This is a genomic window from Novosphingobium sp. (assembly GCF_036803765.1).
Lineage (GTDB): Bacteria > Pseudomonadota > Alphaproteobacteria > Sphingomonadales > Sphingomonadaceae > Novosphingobium.
Window position 1 is genome coordinate 75,486 of record NZ_DAIRTS010000013.1, and the last position, 20,759, is coordinate 96,244.

The following is a 20,759-nucleotide window of genomic DNA, read 5'->3' on the forward strand; positions in this document are numbered from 1 at the left end:
CTGTCACTGCAACAGAAGGGCCGGTTCCGTTGGATGTCTTGGTAGATTTGGATGCCGATGCCTTGCGCGTCGCCAAGGCAGTCTATGCCGTCCGGCGCAGCCGCGATGCGATGACGCCCGTCAAGGGGCTGTTCGGTGAACCCGCATGGGACATCATGCTCGACCTGTTCATCGCCTTCAAGCGCGGGACAGATCTGCAGGTGTCGAGCGTATGCATCGAGGCCGGCGTGCCTTCGACCACGATCCTGCGCTGGATTGCCCGTCTTGAAAACGAGGGCCTGCTTTATCGTGCATCCGACAGCACCGACTTGCGTCGTCGCTACGTGCGCCTGACCGATGACGCCCTTGCCATGATGCGAAGCATTCTGGGCGCCATGGCCAACGTCGGCTGATCCGGGATCGCAACGACCTTTCAACAGAAAAGCGCGCCATCCGTTCGGGATGACGCGCTTTCTTTTTGCATGGCCGGCAGTCTTACCAGAAGAAGTCGTAGATCACGTCGACCACCTGTCCGGTGTAGGTGTCGATGAGCACAACGTCGTCGTAGTAGCGCACCCAGCGGTACGGCGGTTCGGCCGGCGGGAGGCGGTAGGCCCAGGGATCGCTGATCCAGTACTGCTGCGCGAAGAACGGCGCCCCCAGATAGAGGCCTATATTCAGGCGGCTGTAGCGGTAGTTGGGGATCGGCGAGTAGTAGCGCGGGCCGCGGAAGATGTCGCGATGGCTATCACGCCAGCCGCGCCAGTCGTAGCGACGGTCCTGCCGCCACTCGTTGCGCCAGCGGTTGTCACCCCAACCCGGCCGGCCATTGTTCCAGCCCGGACGTCCGTCGTTCCAGCCGGGGCGGCCGTTGTTCCAGCCTGGGCGGTTGTCACCGGGGCGACCGTTGTTCCAGCCCGGACGGTTGTCACCGGGGCGACCGCCGTTCCAGCCCGGACGGTTTTCGCCAGGGCGGCCACCGTTCCAGCCCGGACGGTTGTCACCGGGGCGGCCGTCGTTCCAGCCCGGACGGTTCTCACCGGGGCGGCCACCGTTCCAACCGGGGCGCGCCTCACCGGGGCGCCCGTCGCCGGGACGATTGCCCTGCCAGCCCGGCTGCGGAGCCGGGCGATCCGGGCGCTGGCCACCGTTCCACCCCTGGCCGGGGTTCTGCGGCGGGGCAGGCTGCGGGCGGGCAGCATCGGGGCCGGGGCGACCACCGCCACCGTTCCAACCGCCGCCCTGCGGGCCGCGCGGCATTTCGGGTGCCGGACGCGCTTCGCCGCCGCCGGGACGCATCCCGTTCCAGCCGCGATTTTCACCGCCATGGCGATCGCCACGTCCGTCGCGCTCCTGCGCGAGGGCCGAGACCGGGATCGCCGAGGCGAGGGTGGCCACGGCTATCGCCGCGCCGATGCTCTTTTTCCACTTCGTGCTGGCGGCCATGGCCGTCTCCCTAAAGTTCGCATGTCGTCATGCGAGATTGCTCAACAAACGTATGGCGATGGCAGATTGTTTCCCATCGCTTGCCATTGTTGCTACACCCGGAGCGCTGTCGCGGTGCTGAACCGGGTTGATGCCCTGTCGTTCATCTTGGCGCCGTCTTTGATGAAGGCCAAGGCCAAGCGATGGATACTTTGCCCGTGCTCTTCGCCGATGCCGAAGCTCGTCTCGTGGCGGCCGTCGCCGATCGCCATGCCCCGATGCACACGCCGGTCGTCGGCACCAGGGACGGTGAGCTGCGCATCATGGTCCTGCGCGCTGTCAGGGCCGGGATTTCTGCCCTGCGCTTCCATACGGATTCGCGCGCGCCCAAAGTTGCAACAGTGCGCGAGCACGGCCGGGCGACGGTACTCGCCTATGATCCAGCCGCGCGGGTACAGCTGCGCCTGTCAGGGGTGGCGCGCATCCAGGCGGATGATGCCCTGGCCGATGCGGCGTGGGACAGTGCGGCGACGTTCAGCCAGCGCTGCTATCTGGCCGAGGCGGGCCCGGGCACGCCGCGCGAATCGGCGGGCAGCGGTTTGCCCGAGGCGGTGGTGGCGCGTCGGCCCACTGAGACGGAAACGCGCGAGGGGCGGCGGAATTTCGCGGTCCTGCTGATAGAGCCCGATCGGCTGGACTGGCTGCAACTCGACGCCACCGGGGGACGGCGGGCGCAGTTCGCCCGCCACGAGACGGAATGGCGCGGGACCTGGGTGGTCCCGTAAGGACCTGCGTCGATCAGGCGGTGCCGCGGGCGAGGAACGGGCGCTCGGCCGCAACGGTGCCTTCGAACGCGCCGATGGCGGCATCGCGGGCCAGCGTCAGGCCCACTTCGTCGAGGCCGTTGAGCAGGCAGTGCTTGCGGAACGGGTCGATTTCGAAGGCGAAGCGGTCCTGGAAGGGTGTCGTGACGGTCTGCGCCTCGAGGTCGATCGCGATCGGGTCGGTCTGCGCGACTTCCATCAGGCGGTCGATGGTTTCCTGTGGCACGACCACGGTGAGGATGCCGTTCTTGAAGGCGTTGCCCGAGAAAATGTCGGAGAACGACGGAGCGATAACCGCCTTGATCCCGAGATCGAGCAGCGCCCAGGCGGCGTGCTCGCGGCTGGACCCGCAACCGAAGTTGTCGCCGGCAATGAGGATCGGCGCGCCCTTGAAGGTGGGGCTGTCGAACAGGTTCTCGGGATCGCTGCGCAGCGTCTCGAAGGCGCCGCGGCCGAGGCCCTCGCGACTGATCGTCTTCAGCCACTTGGCCGGGATGATGACGTCGGTGTCGATGTTCTTCCGGCCGAACGGAATGGCGCGGCCGTCGATGTGGTGTACCGGTTCCATGGGCCCGCTATAGCCGCCGCCGCGTCCGGCGCAACGGCGGAAATAGCGGCGGATATGTCCCGGCCTCAGTCGGTTTCGGGTGCGTCGCCCAGCGGCGTGGTGTCGGCAGTCTTGGGCGCCTTGTCCTTGCGGCGATTGCTGTAGAGCAGCGCCGCCGCCAGTGCCGCAGAGCCCACGGCCGCCGCGCCTGCCAGAACCGCCGTTCCCGCCCAGTTTTCCTTCTTGGACACGCTTACCTCCTCCTGATGGGCCAGAAACCATCGGCCCGGTGACCGGCGATTGCAACGCTCATTCCGCCCGATCCTTGAGGAAATCCCCAAGCACGAGCCATGCGCGCTGCTTGTCCGCCAGCGAGACCGCACAATAGGCGGCGCTGCTTGATGGAAGTTGAATGGCAGAAACAGTCGGGAAATCCGCAAGTTGCGTTCGGCCGTGGCGCGCAGCGGTCGCACCGTTGAAGCCGACCGCGCGCAGGGCCGGCAGAGTGCGCACCAGCGTGGCAAGCGGGGCAGGGGCGACATCGCGGATGGCCGCGTCGAGGCTGCCGGCCCGCCTGGCGCTGGCAATAGTGTCCCACAGGCCCACACCCGCACCGCGCAGGGCATCGAGCCGGGCATCGTAGTCCAGCGACACCAGGTCGCGGCCGATCACGCCGCCGATCAGCCGCCAGAACTGGTTCGCGGGGTGGGCGTAATAGCGCGCCGCGGCCAGCGAGGCCTCACCGGGCAGGCTGCCGCAGACGAGGACGCGCGTGGCCGCATCGACCACCGGCGCGAAGGCCGACTTGCGCGGATCGCTCAGGCGAGTTCGCGCACGTCGGTCAGCCGGCCGGTCACCGCGGCGGCGGCGGCCATGGCCGGGCTGACGAGATGGGTGCGAGCGCCGGGGCCCTGACGGCCAACGAAGTTGCGGTTCGAGGTGGAGGCACAACGCTCGCCGGCAGGGACCTTGTCAGGGTTCATGCCGAGGCAGGCCGAGCAGCCCGGCTCCCGCCATTCGAGCCCGGCGTCCTTGAAGATGGCGTCGAGGCCCTCGTCCTCGGCCATCGCCTTGACCAGACCCGAGCCCGGGACGACGATCGCCCATTTGACGGTGTCGGCCTTGCGGCGACCCTTGAGCACCGCGGCGGCGGCGCGCAGGTCCTCGATGCGGCTGTTGGTGCAGCTGCCGATGAACACGTTCTGGATCTCCACCGACGCGAGCGGCGTGCCGGGCTCAAGGCCCATGTATTCCAGGCTCTTGCGCGCGGCTTCCTGCTTCGACGGATCGGCAAAGCTTTCCGGCGCCGGAACCTGGCCGGTGATCGGCAGCACGTCCTCCGGGCTGGTGCCCCAGGTGACCGAGGGCGCGATGTCGGCCGCGTCGATCACGACGACCTTGTCGTATGGGGCGCCGGGATCGGTCGCGAGGCTCTTCCACCAGGCGATGGCCTTGTCCCAGTCCGCGCCGGCCGGCGCGTAGGGGCGCCCCTTGACATAGGCGAAGGTGGTCTCGTCCGGGGCGATCAGGCCGGCGCGTGCGCCGTGTTCGATCGCCATGTTGGAAATGGTCAGCCGGCCCTCGACCGACAGACCGCGAATGACCGAGCCGGTATATTCGATGACGTAGCCGGTGCCGCCGGCCGCGCCGAGCACGCCGGTAATGTGCAGAACGACATCCTTGGCCGAAACGCCCGGGGTCAATTCGCCCTCGACGCGCACTTCCATCGTCTTGCTGCGCTTAAGCAGCAGGGTCTGCGTGGCGAGCACGTGCTCGACCTCCGAGGTGCCGATGCCGAAGGCCAGCGCGCCCAGGCCGCCGTGGCAGGCGGTGTGGCTGTCGCCGCAGACGATCGTGGCGCCGGGGAGCGAGAAGCCCTGCTCGGGGCCGACGACGTGGACGATGCCCTGCGAGCGGTCGGCATCTCCGATGTAGCGGATGCCGAATTCGGGCGCGTTGCGTTCGAGCGCGGCAAGCTGCTGCGCGCTTTCCGGATCGGCGATCGGGATGCGATGGCCGTCGGCGTCGCGGCGCGCGGTCGTCGGAAGATTGTGATCGGGTACTGCGAGCGTCAGATCGGGGCGGCGGACCTTGCGCCCGGCCATGCGAAGCGCCTCGAAGGCCTGCGGGCTCGTCACCTCGTGGACGAGATGGCGGTCGATGTAGAGCAGGCTGGTGCCATCGTCGCGGTTCTCGACGACGTGTGCGTCCCAGATCTTTTCGTAGAGCGTCTTGGCGGTGCTGGTCATGGCTTGCGGTTAAGCATCGCCCCGATGCTTTTCAAGCCACAAAGGGCCAGCGGCATCGGGGCGACACGACATTTCATTTCACAGTGCAAGGCTGCACGCGTCGCTTACCAGCGATCGCGATCCCAGTCCGCGCGTTCCATGTGCAGGTTCATGCGCACGTCGTTCACGCGGCTGGCGAGCCAGCGCACCTCGTTGCGGCTGAGCCCGTCACGGGCATACATGCGGTACTGCGTCTGGACGACACCCGCCTGGCGACGCAGGCCCATGGCTTCGCGCGGCGAGATCGTGCGGTTGCGCTGGGCGCGGTCGATCTGCATGCGCAGGCGGTTGATGTCGTTGCGGATGGCCTGGTCACGACCCGGGGTCATCCAGCCGGCTTCGCCGCGACCGGACCAGCGCGGGCCATCGTTCCAGTTCTGCGCCATCGCAGGGGCGGCCACGGCCATCGTTGCGGGGACGAGGGCGGCGAGGATCAGCTTTTTCATGGGCCTGGTTCCTTTCTCTGTGTGCAGCCGGATCGCTCCGTCTGCTGCGAATCACGTTTTGGCACCGTGTTGCTGAACCAAACGGGAGTTGCCCGTTCGGGTTTCAGCAAGAAAGCCGTCGCCGCCGCACGCAGGCCTCGCTATATCGCGCGCATGGGTACCGTGATCGCCATCGCCATCGTTTTTGCCACCGTCGCCGCCATGGAATTCGTGGCGTGGAGCAGCCACAAATACATCATGCATGGCTTTGGCTGGGGCTGGCACCGCGACCATCACGAGCCGCACGACAACTTTCTCGAGAAGAACGACCTCTACGCCGTGGTCGGCGCCGCCATGTCGATCTCGATGTTCGCGGTCGGCAGCCCGCTCATCATGGGCGCCAATGCCTGGTGGCCGGGTACGTGGATCGGCCTCGGCGTGCTGGTATATGGCCTGATCTACACCTTCATCCACGACGGGCTGGTGCACCAGCGCTGGTTCCGTTGGGTGCCCAAGCGCGGGTATGCCAAGCGGCTGGTACAGGCGCACAAGCTGCACCATGCGACGATCGGCAAGGAAGGCGGGGTCAGCTTCGGCTTCATCGTTGCGCGCGATCCGGCGGCGTTGAAGCGCGAGTTGAGGGCGCAGCGGTCGGCGGGGATCGCCGTGCTGCGGGATGCGGTGGATTAAGTAGCGTTTTTGGTGGCATCCCCCACCCCCAACGCCCTCTTCTTCAGAGGAGGGGGCGGGGGTTGTGGAAGCCTAAGGCGACCGGCTCAGGCCTCGGTCAGCTGCTGCATGGCGAAGTCCAGCTCGGCGACGAAGCGCTCGGCGTCGAGAGCGGCCATGCAGCCGGTGCCCGCCGCGGTCACGGCCTGGCGATAGGTGTGGTCCATCACGTCGCCGCAGGCGAAGACGCCGGGGATCGCGGTCTTGGGTGTGCCCGGCGCCACGACGATGTAGCCGCTCTCGTCGAGTTCGAGCTTGCCCTTGAACAGGCTGGTCGCAGGGGCGTGACCGATCGCGACGAACGCGCCGTCGGTCTCGATGCGGCTGCCTTCGCCGGTGACGGTGTCGACCAGTTCGACCGCCTTGAGACCGCCGGTGGCCTCGCCGGTAAAGGCGGCGACCGCCTTGTTCCACAGCACACTGATCTTGGGATGCGCGTGGAGGCGTTCCTGCAGGATGCGTTCGGCGCGCAGGCTGTCGCGGCGGTGGATGAGCGTCACGTGCTCGGCATGGTTGGTGAGGTAGAGCGCTTCCTCGACCGCGGTGTTGCCACCGCCGATGACCACGACCTTCTTGCCGCGATAGAAGAACCCGTCGCAGGTGGCGCAGGCCGAGACGCCCTTGCCCGAATATTCCTCTTCGCCGGCAACGCCCAGCCACTTGGCCTGGGCGCCCGTGGCGATCACCAGCGTATCGGCTTCATAGACGTCGCCACCGTCGCCGATGGCGCGGAACGGCGGGCCAGCGAGGTCGATCTCGGTGATCGTGTCCCACAGCATCCGGGTGCCGACGTGTTCGGCCTGGGCCTGCATTTCCTGCATCAGCCAGGGGCCCTGGATCACGTCGCGGAAACCGGGGTAATTCTCGACATCGGTGGTGATGGTCAGCTGGCCGCCGGGCTGGAGACCCTGCACGACAATCGGCTCCATCCCGGCGCGCGCGCCATAGATCGCGGCGGTGAGGCCAGCTGGGCCGGAACCGATAATGAGCATGCGGGTCTTGTGCGTCGTCGCCATGGAAATGTGTCCTCCGATGGCGCGCGAAATAGGCACTGGCAGAGGAAAATGCCAGTGCCTGAAATATCCGGGTCTTGCGTGGTGTCCTGGCGGATCAGGCCTGCTGGCGCTGCGTCACGCCTTCGAGGGCGCGGCTGACGACCACGGCGGCCGGGGTCGGCTTGGGCACTAGCACGCCGCCCAGCTTGCGCACCGCCTCGTCCATGCGGTCGAGGTCGCCGGTGTGCAGGACATAGGGGACGCCGCGCTCGGCCAACGTACGGGCGACAGGCGCGCATGTCTCGCCGTGCGAAAGCGAAACGTCGAGGATAGCGGCGACGATCGATTCATGCTCGGCGATGGCGAGGGCTTCGGACAGTTCCAACGCCGTGATCGGGATGCAACCGGCGTCCTCGACCGCGAATTCGAGATCTAGCAAAATCAGCGGTTCGTCGTCCAGCACCAGAATGCGGCAGTCCATACCAGCGGGGCAGCAGGCTTCGCTCATGCTGCATCCTCGCGCAGGGGAACGCGCAGGCGCGCCCGCAAGCCTTCGGGGTGCCAGTCGCGCATGATGTTTCCTTTGGCCATGGTGAGCACACGATCGACAAGTCCGGCCGTCGGCACCGCTTGCGTCTCGGGAGGGGGAGTGACGGCCGGGCCGCCCGTTTCGATCCAGTCGATGACGATGGTCGGCGACTCGGTCGAACCGTTGCGCTGCCAGGCGACGGTGACCTTGCCGCCGGCCTTGCTGAGGGCGCCATGCTTGACCGCATTGACCGCCAGCTCGTGCAGCGACAGCCCGAGGACGGAAACCGCCGAGAAGTCGCTGCGCAAACCGTTGCCGACGAAGTTAATGCGATGTCCTTCGGGGTCGTAGGGCGACAGCACCGAACGAATGGCCGGTCCGACCTCGATCGACCCGCTCGACGCCTCGTCGAGGGTGGTCTCGTAAGCGCGCCCCAGCGCCTGAATCCGATCGTTGATCTCGCGGGCGTGCGGTTCGATCCCGCGCGAGCGTCCGGTGAAGTTGACGATGCCGCCAATGACCGCGAACATGTTCTTCATGCGATGCGACAGCTCGCGGGCGAGTTCGCGGGCATGGCGCTCGTCGGCACGCGCGGCGCGAACGTCCGAGACGTCCCACTGGCTGCCGAAGAAATAGAGCAGTCGACCGTCGGCGTCGTAAATCGGGCCAAGGTGCAACGCGTTCCAGAACGCGGTGCCGTCCTTGCGGTAGTTGAGCAGCTCGACGACGACCACGTCCTCATTGCGCAGGGCATCTCGGATGCGCGCGACGGCGGCCGGGTCGGTCGCAGGGCCTTGCAGGAAGCGACAGTTGCGCCCGACGATTTCGGACTCGTCATAGCCGGTTAACCAACGGAAGGCCCGGTTGGCGAAGACGATGGGAATATCTGGAGAGTAGGGGTCACAGAGGCAGATCGCCATGCGCGTCTGCGCCATGGCCTGCTCGAACAGCACGCCGGACGATCCGGCGAAGGCACTTTCCGGGTGATTGGCCCGGAAGCGATCCGGGCTGTCATCATACTCGCCATTGGCGAGGCCGCCAACGGCCTGGCTACGCTCAGATGGGTCTACCCTGTCACTCGACAAAACGCATAATCCTGATCACATGACCCGAACCTGCCGAGCCTCGCGCATTTGGGCCAAAAATGCACAGATGGTGCAAGTGGTTCCGACCTCGCGCAAAAAAACTTTGTGCCCGCCAAAAATAGCTTCCAGCTTACGTCAAATTCGGCAGTTTTGCGCCATGTTTGGTTGCATCATGCGATAGGATGGGGCACCGTCGAACGGTATGCCAGCGCCCCAGCTCAAGATTTTGTGGTCCAGCCTGAACGTGACGGACCGCGGTCCGGCGCTGCGCTACGGCATGGCCGTTGCCTTGTTCGTGATCGGCCTGGTCATCCGCATGGCATTCAACGCGCTGTTTCCGCCCGGCTATCCATTTCTCACGTTCTTTCCGGCGGTGATCGTTGCCACGTTCCTCGCCGGGCGCGGGGCGGGCATTCTCTGCGCCATTCTCAGCGGTCTCGGCGCCTGGTTCTTCTTCATCCCGCCCCAGTGGAGTTTTGCGCTCGACGGGCAGGTCGCGACGGCGATGATCTTCTACAGCGGTGTCGTCACGGTCGACATCCTGCTGATCGACGGGCTGCTCAAGCGCCAGCGCCAGCTCGAGGAGAGCCAGGTGCGCATGCGCGAAATGGCCGACTACCAGTCGCTGCTGTTCAAGGAGCTGCAGCATCGCGTGGCCAACAACCTGGCCTCGGTTGCCTCGATGCTGCGCCTTCAGCGGCGCCAGATCGAGCGTGACCCGACCACCGCGCTGGCGCTGATCGACCGCGCCGACGAGCGGATCGAGCTGATGGGCCGCGTCCATCGCCAGCTTTACGATCCCGCCGCGCAGACCTTGCGGTTGCAGGATCACCTCGCCAATGCCGTCGAGCAGGCCAAGGACGTGTCGGGCGCGCAGCATATCGCCGTGCGCCTCGTGGTCGATGACGTGCGCGTGGAGGTGGGCCGATTGCTGACGCTCGTCCTGCTTCTGACCGAACTGCTCACCAACAGCTTCAAGCATGCCTTCGAGCCGGGCCAGCACGGGGTGGTCGACGTCCGGCTCGAGCAGGCCGAGGGCAGCATGCTGTGCCTGACGGTTGCCGACAACGGGCGCGGGCTCGCGACCGATGATGCGACCGGCCGTGCCGGGGCGGATGTGGCGGTCGGCGTGCGGCGGCGCAGCCTGGGCTCGGCAATCATCGCCGGCCTCGTCGCGCAGCTCGGCGGGATCAGCCATACCCGCAACCGCAACGGGGTGACGACGACCGTCATGTTCCCGCAGGTCTGGCGCGACGCCGGCTGAGAGCCGAACGCCGCGCCATTCTTTGAAACCTGCAGGCCGGCAGTCTCAGTGCGCCGGGGCAGGGCTCGCCGCGATCGGTTGCGGGGCATTGGCGACGATCTCGAGCGTACGGGTCCAGGCCTCGACGTTTTGCGCCAACATGGCCGGGTCGATCTTGTCCAGCGTATCGTCGGGCGTGTGGTGCAGGTCGAAGTAGTGCGTACCGTCCTGGTTGAGATCCACCACCGGCAGCGTCTGGCGCTTGATGATCGCGCCGACATCGGTACCACCCTCGACCTCGCCTTCCTGCGCGACGATGCCGAGCGGGGCGAGCGCAGCCACGAGCTGGGCCTTGGTCGCGGCGGCGGAGGGCGCAAAGTTGGTCACGACACGCCACACACGATCGGCGCCGAAGTCGCTTTCCATGGCCAGCGCATGCGGTTCGCTGCCGTGGCGGGCGGCATAGGCTTCGCCGCCGAACCCGCCCAGTTCCTCGCTGCCGGCAAACAGCACGCGGATCGTGCGCAGCGGCTGTTGCTGGCGCCGTGCTTCCAGCGCCGCTGCCGCGACGATCGCGCAGCCGGCGCCATCGTCGATCGCGCCGGTGCCGAGGTCCCAGCTGTCGAGATGGCAGGCAACGAGGACGGGCGGCAGCGAGGGATCACGGCCGGGCAATTCGCCGACGACATTGCCCGAGGGGGCGCCGTCGATGATCTTGCCGGTCAGCGTGAGGTGCAGGGTCAGCGCCTTGCCCGCGGCGGACAGGCGCGCCACCTGGTCGGCATCGGCGCTGGCCACGGCGCCTGCTGGGATCGGCTTCATGCCCTTGGGCCAGCTGATCGCGCCGGTGTGCGGGTTGCGATGATGGTCGGTGCCGATCGAGCGGATCACCACCGCCAGCGCGCCCTTGTCGGCGGCGATGCCGGGGCCCTTGCGCCGCACGTTGCCATAGGGACCATAGCCGCTGCCGTCCTGCGTGGGCGCCATGGCGTGGTCGATGAAGGCGATCTTGCCCTTGAGCGAGCCGGCAGGCGCAGCCTCCAGCGCAGCAAGCGTCGCGAAATAGACGAGCGGCGCGGTCACGCCGGCCTCGGGCGTTGCGCCGGAATAGCCGAGTGCCGTGATCGCCAGCGGCTGCGCGGCGGTGCCGACCAGTTCGGCCTTGTCAGTGCCGCGGCGATAGGCGCGGATCGTGAACGGCTCGATCCCGACATTGGCAAAGCCCAGCGCCTTCAATCGCTCGGCTGCCCAGTCCCGCGCGCGAGCCTCGGCCTCGCTGCCGGCGGGGCGGGGGCCGATGTCGGTGGTCAGGTCGCGGACCAGATCCCATGCGACGCTGCCGGGCGCGGCGTTGCCGGGGGATACGGCGGGCGCGGCGGTGGCGGGCGCTGCAAGAAGGGCCGCGGCGAGCGCGGCGATGGAGAGGGACCGGGCAAGAAGCGATGCGGGCATGGGGTGTCCTGAAAAGCGAGGGATGTGAGCACTCTTGCCCGTTCTGGCGCAAAGTCAACGCCGCGCCGGCGCAAGCGGGAATGGAAGCTGCGGCGAAGGCGATGGGGCAGGTGATAGGGTCAGCCAATGGGGTTGGGTGATCGCCACCCCTGCCGCTTGCCCAAGACCCGCGCGCCCTGTAGAGCGCGGGGCAAACCCACCGAACACGCAACGCTATAGCCTTAGCGCAAGGACCCCAAGATGGCCGCCCAATACGCCTACGTCATGAAGAACATGACGAAAACCTTCCCCGGCGCGCAGAAGCCGGTGCTGAGCAACATCAACCTGCAGTTCTACCAGGGTGCCAAGATCGGCATCGTCGGCCCCAACGGCGCGGGCAAGTCCACGCTCATGAAGATCATGGGCGGGATCGACAAGGACTACACCGGCGAGGCCTGGCCCGGCGAGCACATCACCGTCGGCTACCTGCCGCAGGAGCCGCAGCTCGACCCGACCAAGACCGTGCTGGAAAACGTCAAGGAAGGCGCGCGCGAAGTGGCCGACCTCGTCGACCGCTTCAACGAGATCAGCAACATCATGGCCGATCCGCCGGAAGACGTCGATTTCGACGCGCTGATGGACGAGATGGGCGACTTGCAGGGCAAGATCGACGCGGTCGACGGCTGGACGCTCGACAACCAGCTCGAGATCGCGATGGAAGCGCTGCGCTGCCCGCCGGGCGACTGGTCGGTGGAAAGCCTCTCGGGCGGTGAAAAGCGCCGCATCGCGCTGACACGCCTGCTGATCCAGAAGCCCTCGATCCTGCTGCTGGACGAACCGACCAACCACCTCGATGCCGAAAGCGTCGAATGGCTGGAAAACCACCTCAAGGAATATGCCGGCGCGGTGCTGATGATCACCCACGACCGCTACTTCCTCGACAACGTGGTGGGCTGGATCCTCGAGCTCGACCGCGGAAAGTACTTCCCCTACGAGGGTAACTACTCGACCTACCTGGAAAAGAAGGCCAAGCGCCTCGAGCAGGAAGACCGCGAGGCGACCGGCCGCCAGAAGGCGATCAACGACGAACTCGAGTGGATCCGCGCCGGCACCAAGGGCCGCCAGACCAAGTCGAAGTCGCGTATCAAGAAGTTCGAGGAACTGGTCGCCAGCCAGGAAAACCGTTCGCCCGGCAAGGCCCAGATCGTCATCCAGGTGCCCGAGCGCCTTGGCGGCAAGGTCATCGAGGCGAAGAACATCTCGAAGGCCTATGGCGACAAGCTGTTGTTCGAGAACCTCTCGTTCATGCTGCCGCCGGGCGGCATCGTCGGCGTGATCGGGCCCAACGGCGCGGGCAAGTCCACGCTGTTCAAGCTCATCACCGGCCAGGAAACGCCCGACAGCGGCGAAGTCGACATCGGCTCGACCGTGCGCCTCGGCTATGTCGACCAGAGCCGCGATCACCTCGACCCCAAGAAGAACGTCTGGGAGGAAATCTCTGACGGGCTCGACTACATGAAGGTCAACGGGTTCGACACCTCGACCCGTGCCTACGTTGGCGCCTTCAACTTCAAGGGCCAGGACCAGCAGAAGAACGTCGGCAAGCTCTCGGGCGGTGAACGCAACCGCGTGCACATGGCCAAGATGCTCAAGCAGGGCGGCAACGTGCTGCTGCTCGACGAACCGACCAACGACCTCGACGTCGAAACGCTGGCCGCGCTCGAAGAAGCGATCGAGAACTTCGCGGGCTGCGCCGTGGTCATCAGCCACGACCGCTTCTTCCTCGACCGTCTCGCCACGCACATCCTCGCCTTCGAGGGCAACAGCCACGTCGAATGGTTCGAAGGCAACTTCGCCATGTACGAGGAAGACAAGCGCCGTCGTCTGGGCGATGCCGCCGACCGGCCGACGCGCCTGGCCTACAAGAAGCTGACGCGCTGATTGCGCAGAGGGGCGGCCGTTGTCGAAAGACGCGGCTGCCCCGCTACTGCGATGGGTGGGCGTGTTCGGATGCGGGGCTTGCTAATGGCGGGCCTTCGAGATCGCCTGCACGAGGTTCGGATGCTTATTGCCCTGCTTGTCATCGTTGGCGTCGTCGCAGCTATCTCCCTGATTTCAGGCACGGTAGCAGCCGTTAGCCGCATCGCTACGCAGCGTAACTCTGTGTCGATAGCGATCGGAACGCTGACGATGCCGGCACTGATCTGCCTATCGTTCGGATATTGGGCGCTCACGATGGAGGTGGACGATGCACCACCGGGCAACGTGCTGATGGGCTCTTTGACCGCCGTTGCGGTGGTCACACCATTCGCGCTGTTCGCCAGTCGTTTTACCGTCATGTTCCTGTCCCGGCGCGCTTTGCGGGAATGACGGGTTTGCGGCAAAAACGACGTCGGCGCGCGGGATGTCGAATCCCGCAACCCAGCTCGATCCTGAACCGCTCATCTCACTCGCTCGCGCCCTAGGCCCCGACCACCTCGCTTTCGGGGCGGACATCGACCGAGACCGCGACTTTCTGCGCGCCGCTGCCGTGGAACACGCCGTCCATCGGCGCCACGTCGGCATAGTCGCGGCCCATTGCGGTGAAGATGTGGTCGCTCGAGGTCAGCACCGCATTGGTGGGATCGAAGCCCACCCACCCCAGCGCATCCCCGCACCACAGTGCCGCCCAGGCATGCGTCGCATCGGCGCCGACGAGGCGGGGGCGGCCGGGTGGGGGCAGGGTGCGCAAGTAGCCGCTGACATAGGCGGCGGGCAGCCCGTGCCCGCGCGCCGCCGCAATCATGACATGCGCGAAATCCTGGCACACGCCGTGGCGGGCGCGGAACGCGACCTCGGGCGGGGTGTCGGCGGTGGTGGCGCTGCCGTCGTAGGTGAACTCGTCGTGGATCGCGTGCATCAGGGCGAGCGCGCCCTCGACCACGCCGGCGCGCGGGGAGAGGAAGCGCGCGGCCCACGAGACGATCTCGGGTGCGATGGGGGCAAGCAGCGAAGGATAGATGTAGCTGGCCGGGCCCATCGCCGAGAGATCGCGGTGCGCGGCGGCACGTGCGGCCACCTCGGCGATGGTCGGGGCGGGCTGGCCGATCACGTCGAGCACGGTCGGCGCCACATCGACGCGAAAGCCGCTTTTGACGGTCAGGCGGTCGATCGGTTCGCGAATGATGAGGCGGCTGCGGTTGACGCGGAACGGGCCGCTGTCGTCCTCGATCATCCACGGTTCGGGGTCGACGGTCAGGCGATAGCGGCTGACGGTCTGTCCAGGCCAGGGGGCAGGGCGCAGGCGCAGGTTGAACCGCGCCAGCCGTACCGGGTTGGCGTAAGTCACCGTGGTCACGTGGCGGATGTCGTAGATCATCCCAGCAGGCTACCCTTGATCGGCTCGGTCTTCTCGAACTGCAGGAAGTAGCGGGTGGCGATGGTGTCGGACAGGGCAAGGAGGCGCTGTTCAGTCTCGGCGATGCGCGCCACGTCCCAGTCCGCCACGGGCAGGCTGGCGAGTGGGGCAAGCAGCGCGCGGGCCTCGAGCAGGGGAGGCTCGGGCAGGTTGCCTTCGCCCAGCGCCGGCAGTGCGGCGATGTGCCCCAGCAGCGCCTCGGCCTGGAACGCCAGCGAGCGCGGGTTGGCGGGATCGAGCAGCAGCATGTCGAGCACCGGCGCGAGGCTTGGCGCGGCGAGATAGCGCGCGCGATAGGTGATCTGGCTGTCCGACAGGTCGAGCAGCACGCCGAGCGCCTCGGGTGTCTCGATCTGCGGGGCGAGCGCGCGCACGGTCTGGCACAGCGCCACCGCGCGTTCGAGCCGGCGGCCCATGTCGAGGAAATGGCGCGAGGGGCCGAGCGTGAAGTTTTCCGCCAGCAGGCCCGACAGCGCCGACAAGCGTTCGACCAGCTCGCGCGCGGCGCGCAGCACGACACCGGGGCGATGCCCGTCGGTCGTCGGCAGCGGGCGGCTGGCGATGCGCCAGAAATCGCTGGTCAGCCGGTCGCGCAGGGTAAGGCCGGTGGCGCGCAAGGCGGCGAACAGCGCGCTGACCGATCCGTCGCGCGCGGCATCCGTCAGCGCGGCGTGGCAGGCCTTGGACACCGGGCCATCGGCATCCTCGCGCGCGATCGCGCCCCAGCTGACCAGCAGGTCGACCAGTCGCGCGATGACCTCGGGATTGTGGCCCGCGCCGGCGTCCGCCTCGATCGAGCTGCCCAGCACGGCACGGACCAGCCGCACGGTGGTTTCGGCCCGCTCCATGTAGCGGCCGAACCAGAACAGGTTGTCTGCCGCCTGGCTCGCGAGGATGCCCCCGCCGCGCAGAACGGTTTGGGGCAGAGCGGTTTGCCGGGGGGCGGCCGCCGCCTTGGCGATGGGCGTGCCGAATGCCGTGGCATCGGGCCTGTCGACGATGCAGACGTCGGCCGACATGTCGCCTTCGCCCATCAGCGTGGTGCGGATCTCGCCCGAGGACGACAACCGCGCGAAGCCACCGGGCATGACCGTCCAGGCTCCGGCAGCATTGCGCGCGACGAAGGCACGGACGGTGAAAGCGCGCGGGGCGAAGCTCTCGCCCACCAGCGCCGGCGTGGTCGACAGCGTGACGATCTCCTGCCCGCAATAGTCGACCGGGCGCCGCGCCATGGCGGCCAGCAGCGCGGTGCGCGCCGCCGGGTCGAGCCGCCGCACGGCCACCGGGCGCCCGCCGGGCAGGCCCTCGACCGGCTGGCCGAACGCCGGGGTGATCATCAGGTCATCGAGGCGGGCGCGCACGTCCTCGGCCTCGCGCGGCTGGCCGCACCACCAGGTCGCGACATTGGGCAGCAGCGGGGCTTCCCCCAGCAAGACCTCGAACAGGCGCGGCATGAAGGCGGCGAAAGCCGGAGCCTCGAGCACTTCGGCGCCCGGCCAGTTGGCGAGCGTGACCCCGCCATGCTCCATCGCCTCGAACAGGTCGGGCACGCCGATGGCCGAGCGCGCGTCGAACCGCAGCGGGTCGAGCGCGTTGGTGTCGATCCAGCGCCACAAGGCATCGACGCGCTTGGGGCCGGCGATGGTGCGCACATAGACGCGCGCATCGCTGACGGTCAGGTCGCGCCCCTCGACCAGCGGGAAGCCGAGATAGCGCGCAAGGTGCGCCTGTTCGGGATAGGACTGGTTGAAGCGGCCCGGCGTCAGCAGCGCGATGCGCGGGTTCTCGCGCTGGCAGGCGCGGGCAATGCCGCCGCGAAGGTCCGAGAAGAACTGCGCCACGCGGCGCGCTCCGATCTGGGTAAGCAATCCGCCGGTGACGCGCGAGAGGGCCAGCCGGTTTTCCAGCGCATAGCCGGCCCCGTTGGCCAGCCGGATGCGATCCTCGAGCACGCGCCATTGCCCTTGCGGACCGCGCGCGAGGTCCACCGCATAGACGTGCAGGTGCGGGGCGTTGCGCGGTGCCACGCCGACCATGCTGCGCGCGAAATAGCGGCTGCCTGCCACGAGCGCGGCGGGCAGGTGGCCATCCGCCACGAGCCGGCCTTCGCCATAGATGTCCTCGACCACGGCCTCGAGCAGGCGCGCGCGCTGGATCAGGCCGCGCTCCACCTCGGCCCATTCGCCCGCCCCGATGATGAGCGGCATCGGCGAGAGCGGCCACTCGCGCTCCTCGTCCTCGCCGGTCAGGCGGAACGCCATGCCGAGGTCGAGGATCTGGCGTGCGACCAGTTCCTGCACCGCCACGCCCGATTCCTCGCGCAGCGCCTGCAGCCCCTGCGCCGTCTGGCGCCATGCCGCCGCGACTTCGGGGGCGGCATCGCGATAGAGATCGCCCGCCGCGACATCGGCCGGATAGCCGGCAAGGCCGGCCGGCAGGGTCTGGTCGTGCGCGGTGGCCATGCGATCAGGGCAGGCCGGCGGGACGGCGCAGGTCGAGCGTCAGCGGGAATTCGCTGGGGTACTCGGGTGCGGGGACAGCCACCGGGCCGGGCGAATGGCCGTGATCCTGGAACCGCGCCTTGCGCCGCGCTTCGGCCTCGTAGCCATTGACGGGCACGGTGTCGTAACTGCGGCCGCCCGGATGTGCGATGTGATAGACGCAGCCGCCGAGCGAACGCCCGCTCCAGGTATCGAGGATGTCGAAGGTCAGCGGCGCATGCGGCGGCATCATCGGATGCATGCAGTTCGCCGGCGACCATGCCTTGTAGCGCACCCCGCCGACGCCCTCGCCGGGGGTGCCGGTCGGCGTCATCGGCACGCGGCGGCCGTTGCAGGTCACGACGTGACGCCCCGGGACGAGGCCCTCGGCGCGGACCTGCAGACGCTCGGTCGAGCTGTCGACATAGCGCACGGTGCCGCCGATCGCGCCGGTCTCGCCCAGCACGTTCCACGGCTCCAGAGCATGGCTGATCTCCAGGTGGACCCCGCCGCCCGATACCGCGCCGTGGACGGGGAAACGGAACTGGCGCTGCGCCTCGAACCACGCGGGGTCGAAGTCGTAGCCGGTGCCCCGCAGGTCTGTGAGCACGTCGAGGAAATCGGCCCAGACGAAGTGCGGCATCATGAAGCGGTCATGCAGTTGCGTGCCCCAGCGCACCAGCGGCCCATCCACCGGCTGGCGCCAGAACCAGGCACAGAGCGCGCGCAGCAGCAGTTGCTGGGCAAGCGACATGCGCGCATCCGGCGGCATCTCGAAGCCGCGGAACTCGACGAGGCCGAGCCGCCCGGTCGGCCCGTCGGGCGAGAACAGCTTGTCGATGCAGATCTCGGTGCGGTGCGTGTTGCCGGTCACGTCGACCAGCAGGTTGCGGAACAGGCGGTCGACCACCCAGGCGAGCGGCTGCGGCTGGTCCGGCCCCGGCACTTGCGCCAGCGCGATCTCCAGCTCGTACAAGCCGTCGTGGCGCGCCTCGTCGATGCGGGGCGCCTGGCAGGTCGGGCCGATAAACAGGCCCGAGAACAGGTAGCTGAGCGCCGGGTGGCGCTGCCAGTAGATGACGAAGGACTTGAGCAGATCGGGCCGGCGGATGAACGGGCTGTCGAGCAGGCTCGGCCCGCCCAGCACGATGTGATTGCCCCCGCCGGTGCCGGTGGCACGCCCGTCGACCATGAACTTGTCCGCGGTCAGGCCGACCTCGCGGGCGAAGTCGTACAGCGTCTGCGTGATCTCGACCGATTCGGCCCAGCTTGCGGCGGGCTGGATGTTGACCTCTATCACGCCGGGGTCTGGCGTGACCTTGAGCACCATGAGCCGCGGGTCGGGCGGCGGGGGATAGCCCTCGATCCGCACCGGCAGTCGGGTTTCCTCGGCCACCGTCTCGATCGAGGCGACGAGGTCGAGGTAATCCTCCAGCGCCTCGACCGGGGGAATGAAGACGCACAAGTGATCGCCACGCGGCTCCACCGTTATGGCGGTTCGCACCGCGCCCTCGATCGCGACCTGCTCGACGCGCGACTGGCGCGCCTGGCCAGTGGCCTTGACGGCGAGGCTCGCCTGCTCGGCGGGAATGGGTGACGGGCTGGCGAGCGCCTCGCGCGTTTCGCTGCCGCGTTCCGCCGCCTGGCTGCGAAAATCGGCGAGCGGCTCGCGCGGCTCGGCGGTGTCGCGCGGGTGGATATAGGGATAGGCCGAGGGCGGGACGGAGGGCAGGGCGCTGAGCGGCAGGCGGTATCCCAGCGCGCTGTCGCCGGGCACCGCAAAGAGCGCGCCGCGCCTCACCCGCCACTTTTCCGAATACCAGCTGCGCTGGCCGGGCATCGCGCGGCCCTGCCAGGGCTGCTGGCGCTGCAAGGGCAGGACGTAGCCGACCGGGGTCGTCAAGCCGCGCTGGAAGGCGCGCACGAAGCGCTGGCGGACCTCGGGGTCCTCCAGCTGTGGGTCGAGCGGCGAGACGTTCTCGGGCAACTCGCCCTCGCGCACGATCCACTCGAGCGCGTCTTCATAGACCGGCGCGACGTTGTCGTCGGGCACGCCCAGGGTCAGCGCGGTTTCGCGCAGGAAGTTCTCCGCGGCCTCGGCGTCGATCGCGCGCGGTGCTTCCCCCGCGGGCGCCGGATCGCCGGCGATCAGGCTGGCATCGCGCCAGACCGGCTCGCCATCGCGGCGCCAGTAGATCGAATAGCCCCAGCGTGGCAGGCTCTCGCCCGGATACCACTTGCCCTGGCCATGGTGGAGCAGGGCGCCGGGCGCGAAATGGTCGCGCAGCTTGCGGATCAGCCTGTCGGCGTACCAGGCCTTGGTCGGCCCGACCGCGGCGCTGTTCCATTCCGGCGCCTCGAAATCGCCATCGGCGACGAAGGTCGGCTCGCCGCCGATGGTCAGGCGCACGTCCTGCGCAGCCAGATCGGCATCGACTTGTGCGCCGAGCGCGTCGAGCGCGGCCCAGCGCGCATCGGTGAACGGCTTGGTGATGCGTACCGCCTCGGCAATGCGCGAGACGTCCATGTCAAAGTGGAAGTCGGACTTTACCGGCTCGAGCACCGCGCCCTCGATCGGGGCGGCGGTGCGATAATGCGGGGTGGCGCAGAGCGGGATGTGGCCTTCGCCCGCGAACAGGCCCCAGGTCGCATCGAGGCCGATCCAGCCGGCGCCGGGAATGAACACCTCGGTCCAGGCGTGGAGGTCGCAGACATCGCGGGCGACGCCGGCCGGCCCGTCGACCGCCGCGACATCGGGCGTCAGCTGGATCGAATAGCCCGAGACGAAGCGTGCGGCGAAACCCAGCCGGCGCAGCAGGTGCACGAGCAGCCAGGCCGAATCGCGGCACGATCCGGTGCCGACGCCGAGCGTCTCCTCCGGGGTTTGCACGCCCGGCTCCATGCGGATGACGTAGCCGACCCGGGCGTTGACCGCCTGGTTGATCGCCACGAGGAAATCGATCGTCCCGCCTTCGTGGCCGGTGAACTGCGCCAGCAGCGCCTCGAACAGCGGGCCCTGGGCCTCGGTCTCGAAGCAGGGCGCGAGGTCGGTGCGCGTCTCGGCGGTATAGGCGAAGGGGTAGGTCTCGGCGTAGTCCTCGACGAAGAAGTCGAAGGGATTGATGACGACGAGATCGGCAAGCAGGTCGACCTCGATCTGGAAATGGTCGACCGGATCGGGAAAAACGACGCGCGCCAGCCAGTTGCCGTAAGGGTCCTGCTGCCAGTTGATGAAGTGGTTGGCCGGGCTGATCTTCAGCGAATAGTTCGGCACCGCGGTGCGGCTGTGCGCGGCAGGCCGCAATCGGATCACCTGCGGGCCGAGCCGCACCGGATGATCGTAGGAATAGCGGGTGAGGTGGTGCAGGCCGGCCTTGATCAT

At 67.9% G+C, this 20,759-nt stretch carries 19 protein-coding genes; 6 read left to right on the plus strand and 13 right to left on the minus strand.

Going from position 1 to position 20,759, the window contains the following annotated elements:
- The first annotated feature begins 38 nt into the window (after positions 1-38).
- Positions 39-392, plus strand: coding sequence for a winged helix DNA-binding protein (locus tag V7Q48_RS10590; RefSeq protein WP_333838017.1), 354 nt, complete (start codon positions 39-41; stop codon positions 390-392).
- An 82-nt stretch (positions 393-474) separates the two neighbouring features.
- On the opposite strand, the gene V7Q48_RS10595 is transcribed toward V7Q48_RS10590, so the two are convergent.
- Positions 475-1,425, minus strand: a complete 951-nt coding sequence (locus V7Q48_RS10595) for an RcnB family protein (RefSeq protein WP_333838018.1) — start codon at positions 1,423-1,425, stop codon at positions 475-477.
- Between the two features lie 182 nt (positions 1,426-1,607).
- Between V7Q48_RS10595 and V7Q48_RS10600 the strand changes: the two genes are divergently transcribed.
- Positions 1,608-2,189 (plus strand): pyridoxamine 5'-phosphate oxidase family protein, encoded by a 582-nt coding sequence (locus tag V7Q48_RS10600; protein ID WP_333838019.1) that lies wholly within the window; start codon positions 1,608-1,610, stop codon positions 2,187-2,189.
- Positions 2,190-2,202: 13 nt separating this feature from the next.
- On the opposite strand, the gene leuD is transcribed toward V7Q48_RS10600, so the two are convergent.
- The 5 genes from leuD to V7Q48_RS10625 all read right to left on the minus strand — a co-directional run bounded on the left by leuD (position 2,203) and on the right by V7Q48_RS10625 (position 5,509).
- Complete coding sequence (gene leuD, locus V7Q48_RS10605) at positions 2,203-2,796, minus strand: 3-isopropylmalate dehydratase small subunit (RefSeq protein WP_333838020.1); 594 nt, start codon at positions 2,794-2,796, stop codon at positions 2,203-2,205.
- A gap of 65 nt (positions 2,797-2,861) precedes the next feature.
- Complete coding sequence (locus V7Q48_RS10610) at positions 2,862-3,026, minus strand: isopropylmalate isomerase (protein ID WP_333838021.1); 165 nt, start codon at positions 3,024-3,026, stop codon at positions 2,862-2,864.
- A 58-nt stretch (positions 3,027-3,084) separates the two neighbouring features.
- On the minus strand, positions 3,085-3,564 hold the full coding sequence (locus tag V7Q48_RS10615; protein ID WP_333838022.1) for a DNA-deoxyinosine glycosylase: 480 nt from the start codon (positions 3,562-3,564) through the stop codon (positions 3,085-3,087).
- A 29-nt stretch (positions 3,565-3,593) separates the two neighbouring features.
- Entirely contained in the window at positions 3,594-5,024 is a 1,431-nt protein-coding gene (leuC, locus tag V7Q48_RS10620) for a 3-isopropylmalate dehydratase large subunit (protein ID WP_333838023.1), read from the minus strand.
- Positions 5,025-5,128: 104 nt separating this feature from the next.
- Entirely contained in the window at positions 5,129-5,509 is a 381-nt protein-coding gene (locus V7Q48_RS10625) for a hypothetical protein (protein WP_333838024.1), read from the minus strand.
- 153 nt (positions 5,510-5,662) lie between these two features.
- On the opposite strand from V7Q48_RS10625, the gene V7Q48_RS10630 reads away from it, so the two are divergent.
- Positions 5,663-6,178, plus strand: coding sequence for a sterol desaturase family protein (locus tag V7Q48_RS10630; RefSeq protein ID WP_333838025.1), 516 nt, complete (start codon positions 5,663-5,665; stop codon positions 6,176-6,178).
- Positions 6,179-6,264: 86 nt separating this feature from the next.
- On the opposite strand, the gene trxB is transcribed toward V7Q48_RS10630, so the two are convergent.
- The 3 genes from trxB to V7Q48_RS10645 all read right to left on the minus strand — a co-directional run bounded on the left by trxB (position 6,265) and on the right by V7Q48_RS10645 (position 8,826).
- Positions 6,265-7,233 (minus strand): thioredoxin-disulfide reductase, encoded by a 969-nt coding sequence (gene trxB, locus V7Q48_RS10635; protein ID WP_333838026.1) that lies wholly within the window; start codon positions 7,231-7,233, stop codon positions 6,265-6,267.
- 94 nt (positions 7,234-7,327) lie between these two features.
- Positions 7,328-7,720 (minus strand): response regulator, encoded by a 393-nt coding sequence (locus V7Q48_RS10640; RefSeq protein ID WP_333838027.1) that lies wholly within the window; start codon positions 7,718-7,720, stop codon positions 7,328-7,330.
- Complete coding sequence (locus tag V7Q48_RS10645) at positions 7,717-8,826, minus strand: PAS domain-containing protein (RefSeq protein ID WP_333838028.1); 1,110 nt, start codon at positions 8,824-8,826, stop codon at positions 7,717-7,719. The genes V7Q48_RS10640 and V7Q48_RS10645 overlap by 4 nt, the downstream gene beginning before the upstream one ends.
- Positions 8,827-9,028: 202 nt before the next feature.
- Here V7Q48_RS10645 and V7Q48_RS10650 point away from each other — a divergent pair, with 202 nt between their 5' ends.
- Entirely contained in the window at positions 9,029-10,090 is a 1,062-nt protein-coding gene (locus V7Q48_RS10650; RefSeq protein WP_333838029.1) for a sensor histidine kinase, read from the plus strand.
- Between the two features lie 45 nt (positions 10,091-10,135).
- Here the strand turns inward: V7Q48_RS10650 and V7Q48_RS10655 are convergent, their stop codons facing one another.
- Positions 10,136-11,521, minus strand: a complete 1,386-nt coding sequence (locus V7Q48_RS10655) for a M20/M25/M40 family metallo-hydrolase (RefSeq protein WP_333838030.1) — start codon at positions 11,519-11,521, stop codon at positions 10,136-10,138.
- Between the two features lie 240 nt (positions 11,522-11,761).
- Between V7Q48_RS10655 and ettA the strand changes: the two genes are divergently transcribed.
- Both ettA and V7Q48_RS10665 read left to right on the plus strand, forming a co-directional pair.
- Positions 11,762-13,441, plus strand: a complete 1,680-nt coding sequence (gene ettA, locus V7Q48_RS10660) for an energy-dependent translational throttle protein EttA (RefSeq protein ID WP_333838031.1) — start codon at positions 11,762-11,764, stop codon at positions 13,439-13,441.
- A 120-nt stretch (positions 13,442-13,561) separates the two neighbouring features.
- Positions 13,562-13,870: a hypothetical protein gene (locus V7Q48_RS10665; protein ID WP_333838032.1), complete on the plus strand. Its 309-nt coding sequence runs from the start codon at positions 13,562-13,564 to the stop codon at positions 13,868-13,870.
- A 91-nt stretch (positions 13,871-13,961) separates the two neighbouring features.
- Here the strand turns inward: V7Q48_RS10665 and V7Q48_RS10670 are convergent, their stop codons facing one another.
- The 3 genes from V7Q48_RS10670 to V7Q48_RS10680 are packed head-to-tail and all read right to left on the minus strand — an operon-like array spanning position 13,962 to position 20,759.
- The gene (locus tag V7Q48_RS10670; protein ID WP_333838033.1) at positions 13,962-14,858 is read right to left on the minus strand and encodes a transglutaminase family protein; all 897 of its coding nucleotides are present in this window, start codon (positions 14,856-14,858) and stop codon (positions 13,962-13,964) included.
- Positions 14,855-17,359, minus strand: a complete 2,505-nt coding sequence (locus V7Q48_RS10675; protein WP_333838034.1) for a circularly permuted type 2 ATP-grasp protein — start codon at positions 17,357-17,359, stop codon at positions 14,855-14,857. Before V7Q48_RS10675 ends, V7Q48_RS10670 begins: the two co-directional genes overlap by 4 nt.
- A gap of 4 nt (positions 17,360-17,363) precedes the next feature.
- A complete protein-coding gene (locus V7Q48_RS10680) occupies positions 17,364-20,759 on the minus strand; it encodes a transglutaminase family protein (RefSeq protein ID WP_333838035.1) in 3,396 nt (1,131 codons plus the stop codon).

What these genes read in the sequence shown, in the direction of transcription:
- V7Q48_RS10595 (WP_333838018.1), bottom strand. Translation starts at nt 1,425, where the DNA reads ATGGCCGCCAGCACGAAGTGGAAAAAGAGCATCGGCGCGGCGATAGCC.
- V7Q48_RS10600 (WP_333838019.1), top strand. Translation starts at nt 1,608, where the DNA reads ATGGATACTTTGCCCGTGCTCTTCGCCGATGCCGAAGCTCGTCTCGTG.
- leuD (WP_333838020.1), bottom strand. Translation starts at nt 2,796, where the DNA reads ATGGAACCGGTACACCACATCGACGGCCGCGCCATTCCGTTCGGCCGG.
- leuC (WP_333838023.1), bottom strand. Translation starts at nt 5,024, where the DNA reads ATGACCAGCACCGCCAAGACGCTCTACGAAAAGATCTGGGACGCACAC.
- V7Q48_RS10625 (WP_333838024.1), bottom strand. Translation starts at nt 5,509, where the DNA reads ATGAAAAAGCTGATCCTCGCCGCCCTCGTCCCCGCAACGATGGCCGTG.
- V7Q48_RS10630 (WP_333838025.1), top strand. Translation starts at nt 5,663, where the DNA reads ATGGGTACCGTGATCGCCATCGCCATCGTTTTTGCCACCGTCGCCGCC.
- trxB (WP_333838026.1), bottom strand. Translation starts at nt 7,233, where the DNA reads ATGGCGACGACGCACAAGACCCGCATGCTCATTATCGGTTCCGGCCCA.
- V7Q48_RS10640 (WP_333838027.1), bottom strand. Translation starts at nt 7,720, where the DNA reads ATGAGCGAAGCCTGCTGCCCCGCTGGTATGGACTGCCGCATTCTGGTG.
- V7Q48_RS10650 (WP_333838029.1), top strand. Translation starts at nt 9,029, where the DNA reads ATGCCAGCGCCCCAGCTCAAGATTTTGTGGTCCAGCCTGAACGTGACG.
- V7Q48_RS10655 (WP_333838030.1), bottom strand. Translation starts at nt 11,521, where the DNA reads ATGCCCGCATCGCTTCTTGCCCGGTCCCTCTCCATCGCCGCGCTCGCC.
- ettA (WP_333838031.1), top strand. Translation starts at nt 11,762, where the DNA reads ATGGCCGCCCAATACGCCTACGTCATGAAGAACATGACGAAAACCTTC.
- V7Q48_RS10665 (WP_333838032.1), top strand. Translation starts at nt 13,562, where the DNA reads ATGCTTATTGCCCTGCTTGTCATCGTTGGCGTCGTCGCAGCTATCTCC.
- V7Q48_RS10670 (WP_333838033.1), bottom strand. Translation starts at nt 14,858, where the DNA reads ATGATCTACGACATCCGCCACGTGACCACGGTGACTTACGCCAACCCG.
- V7Q48_RS10675 (WP_333838034.1), bottom strand. Translation starts at nt 17,359, where the DNA reads ATGGCCACCGCGCACGACCAGACCCTGCCGGCCGGCCTTGCCGGCTAT.
- V7Q48_RS10680 (WP_333838035.1), bottom strand. Translation starts at nt 20,759, where the DNA reads ATGATCAAGGCCGGCCTGCACCACCTCACCCGCTATTCCTACGATCAT.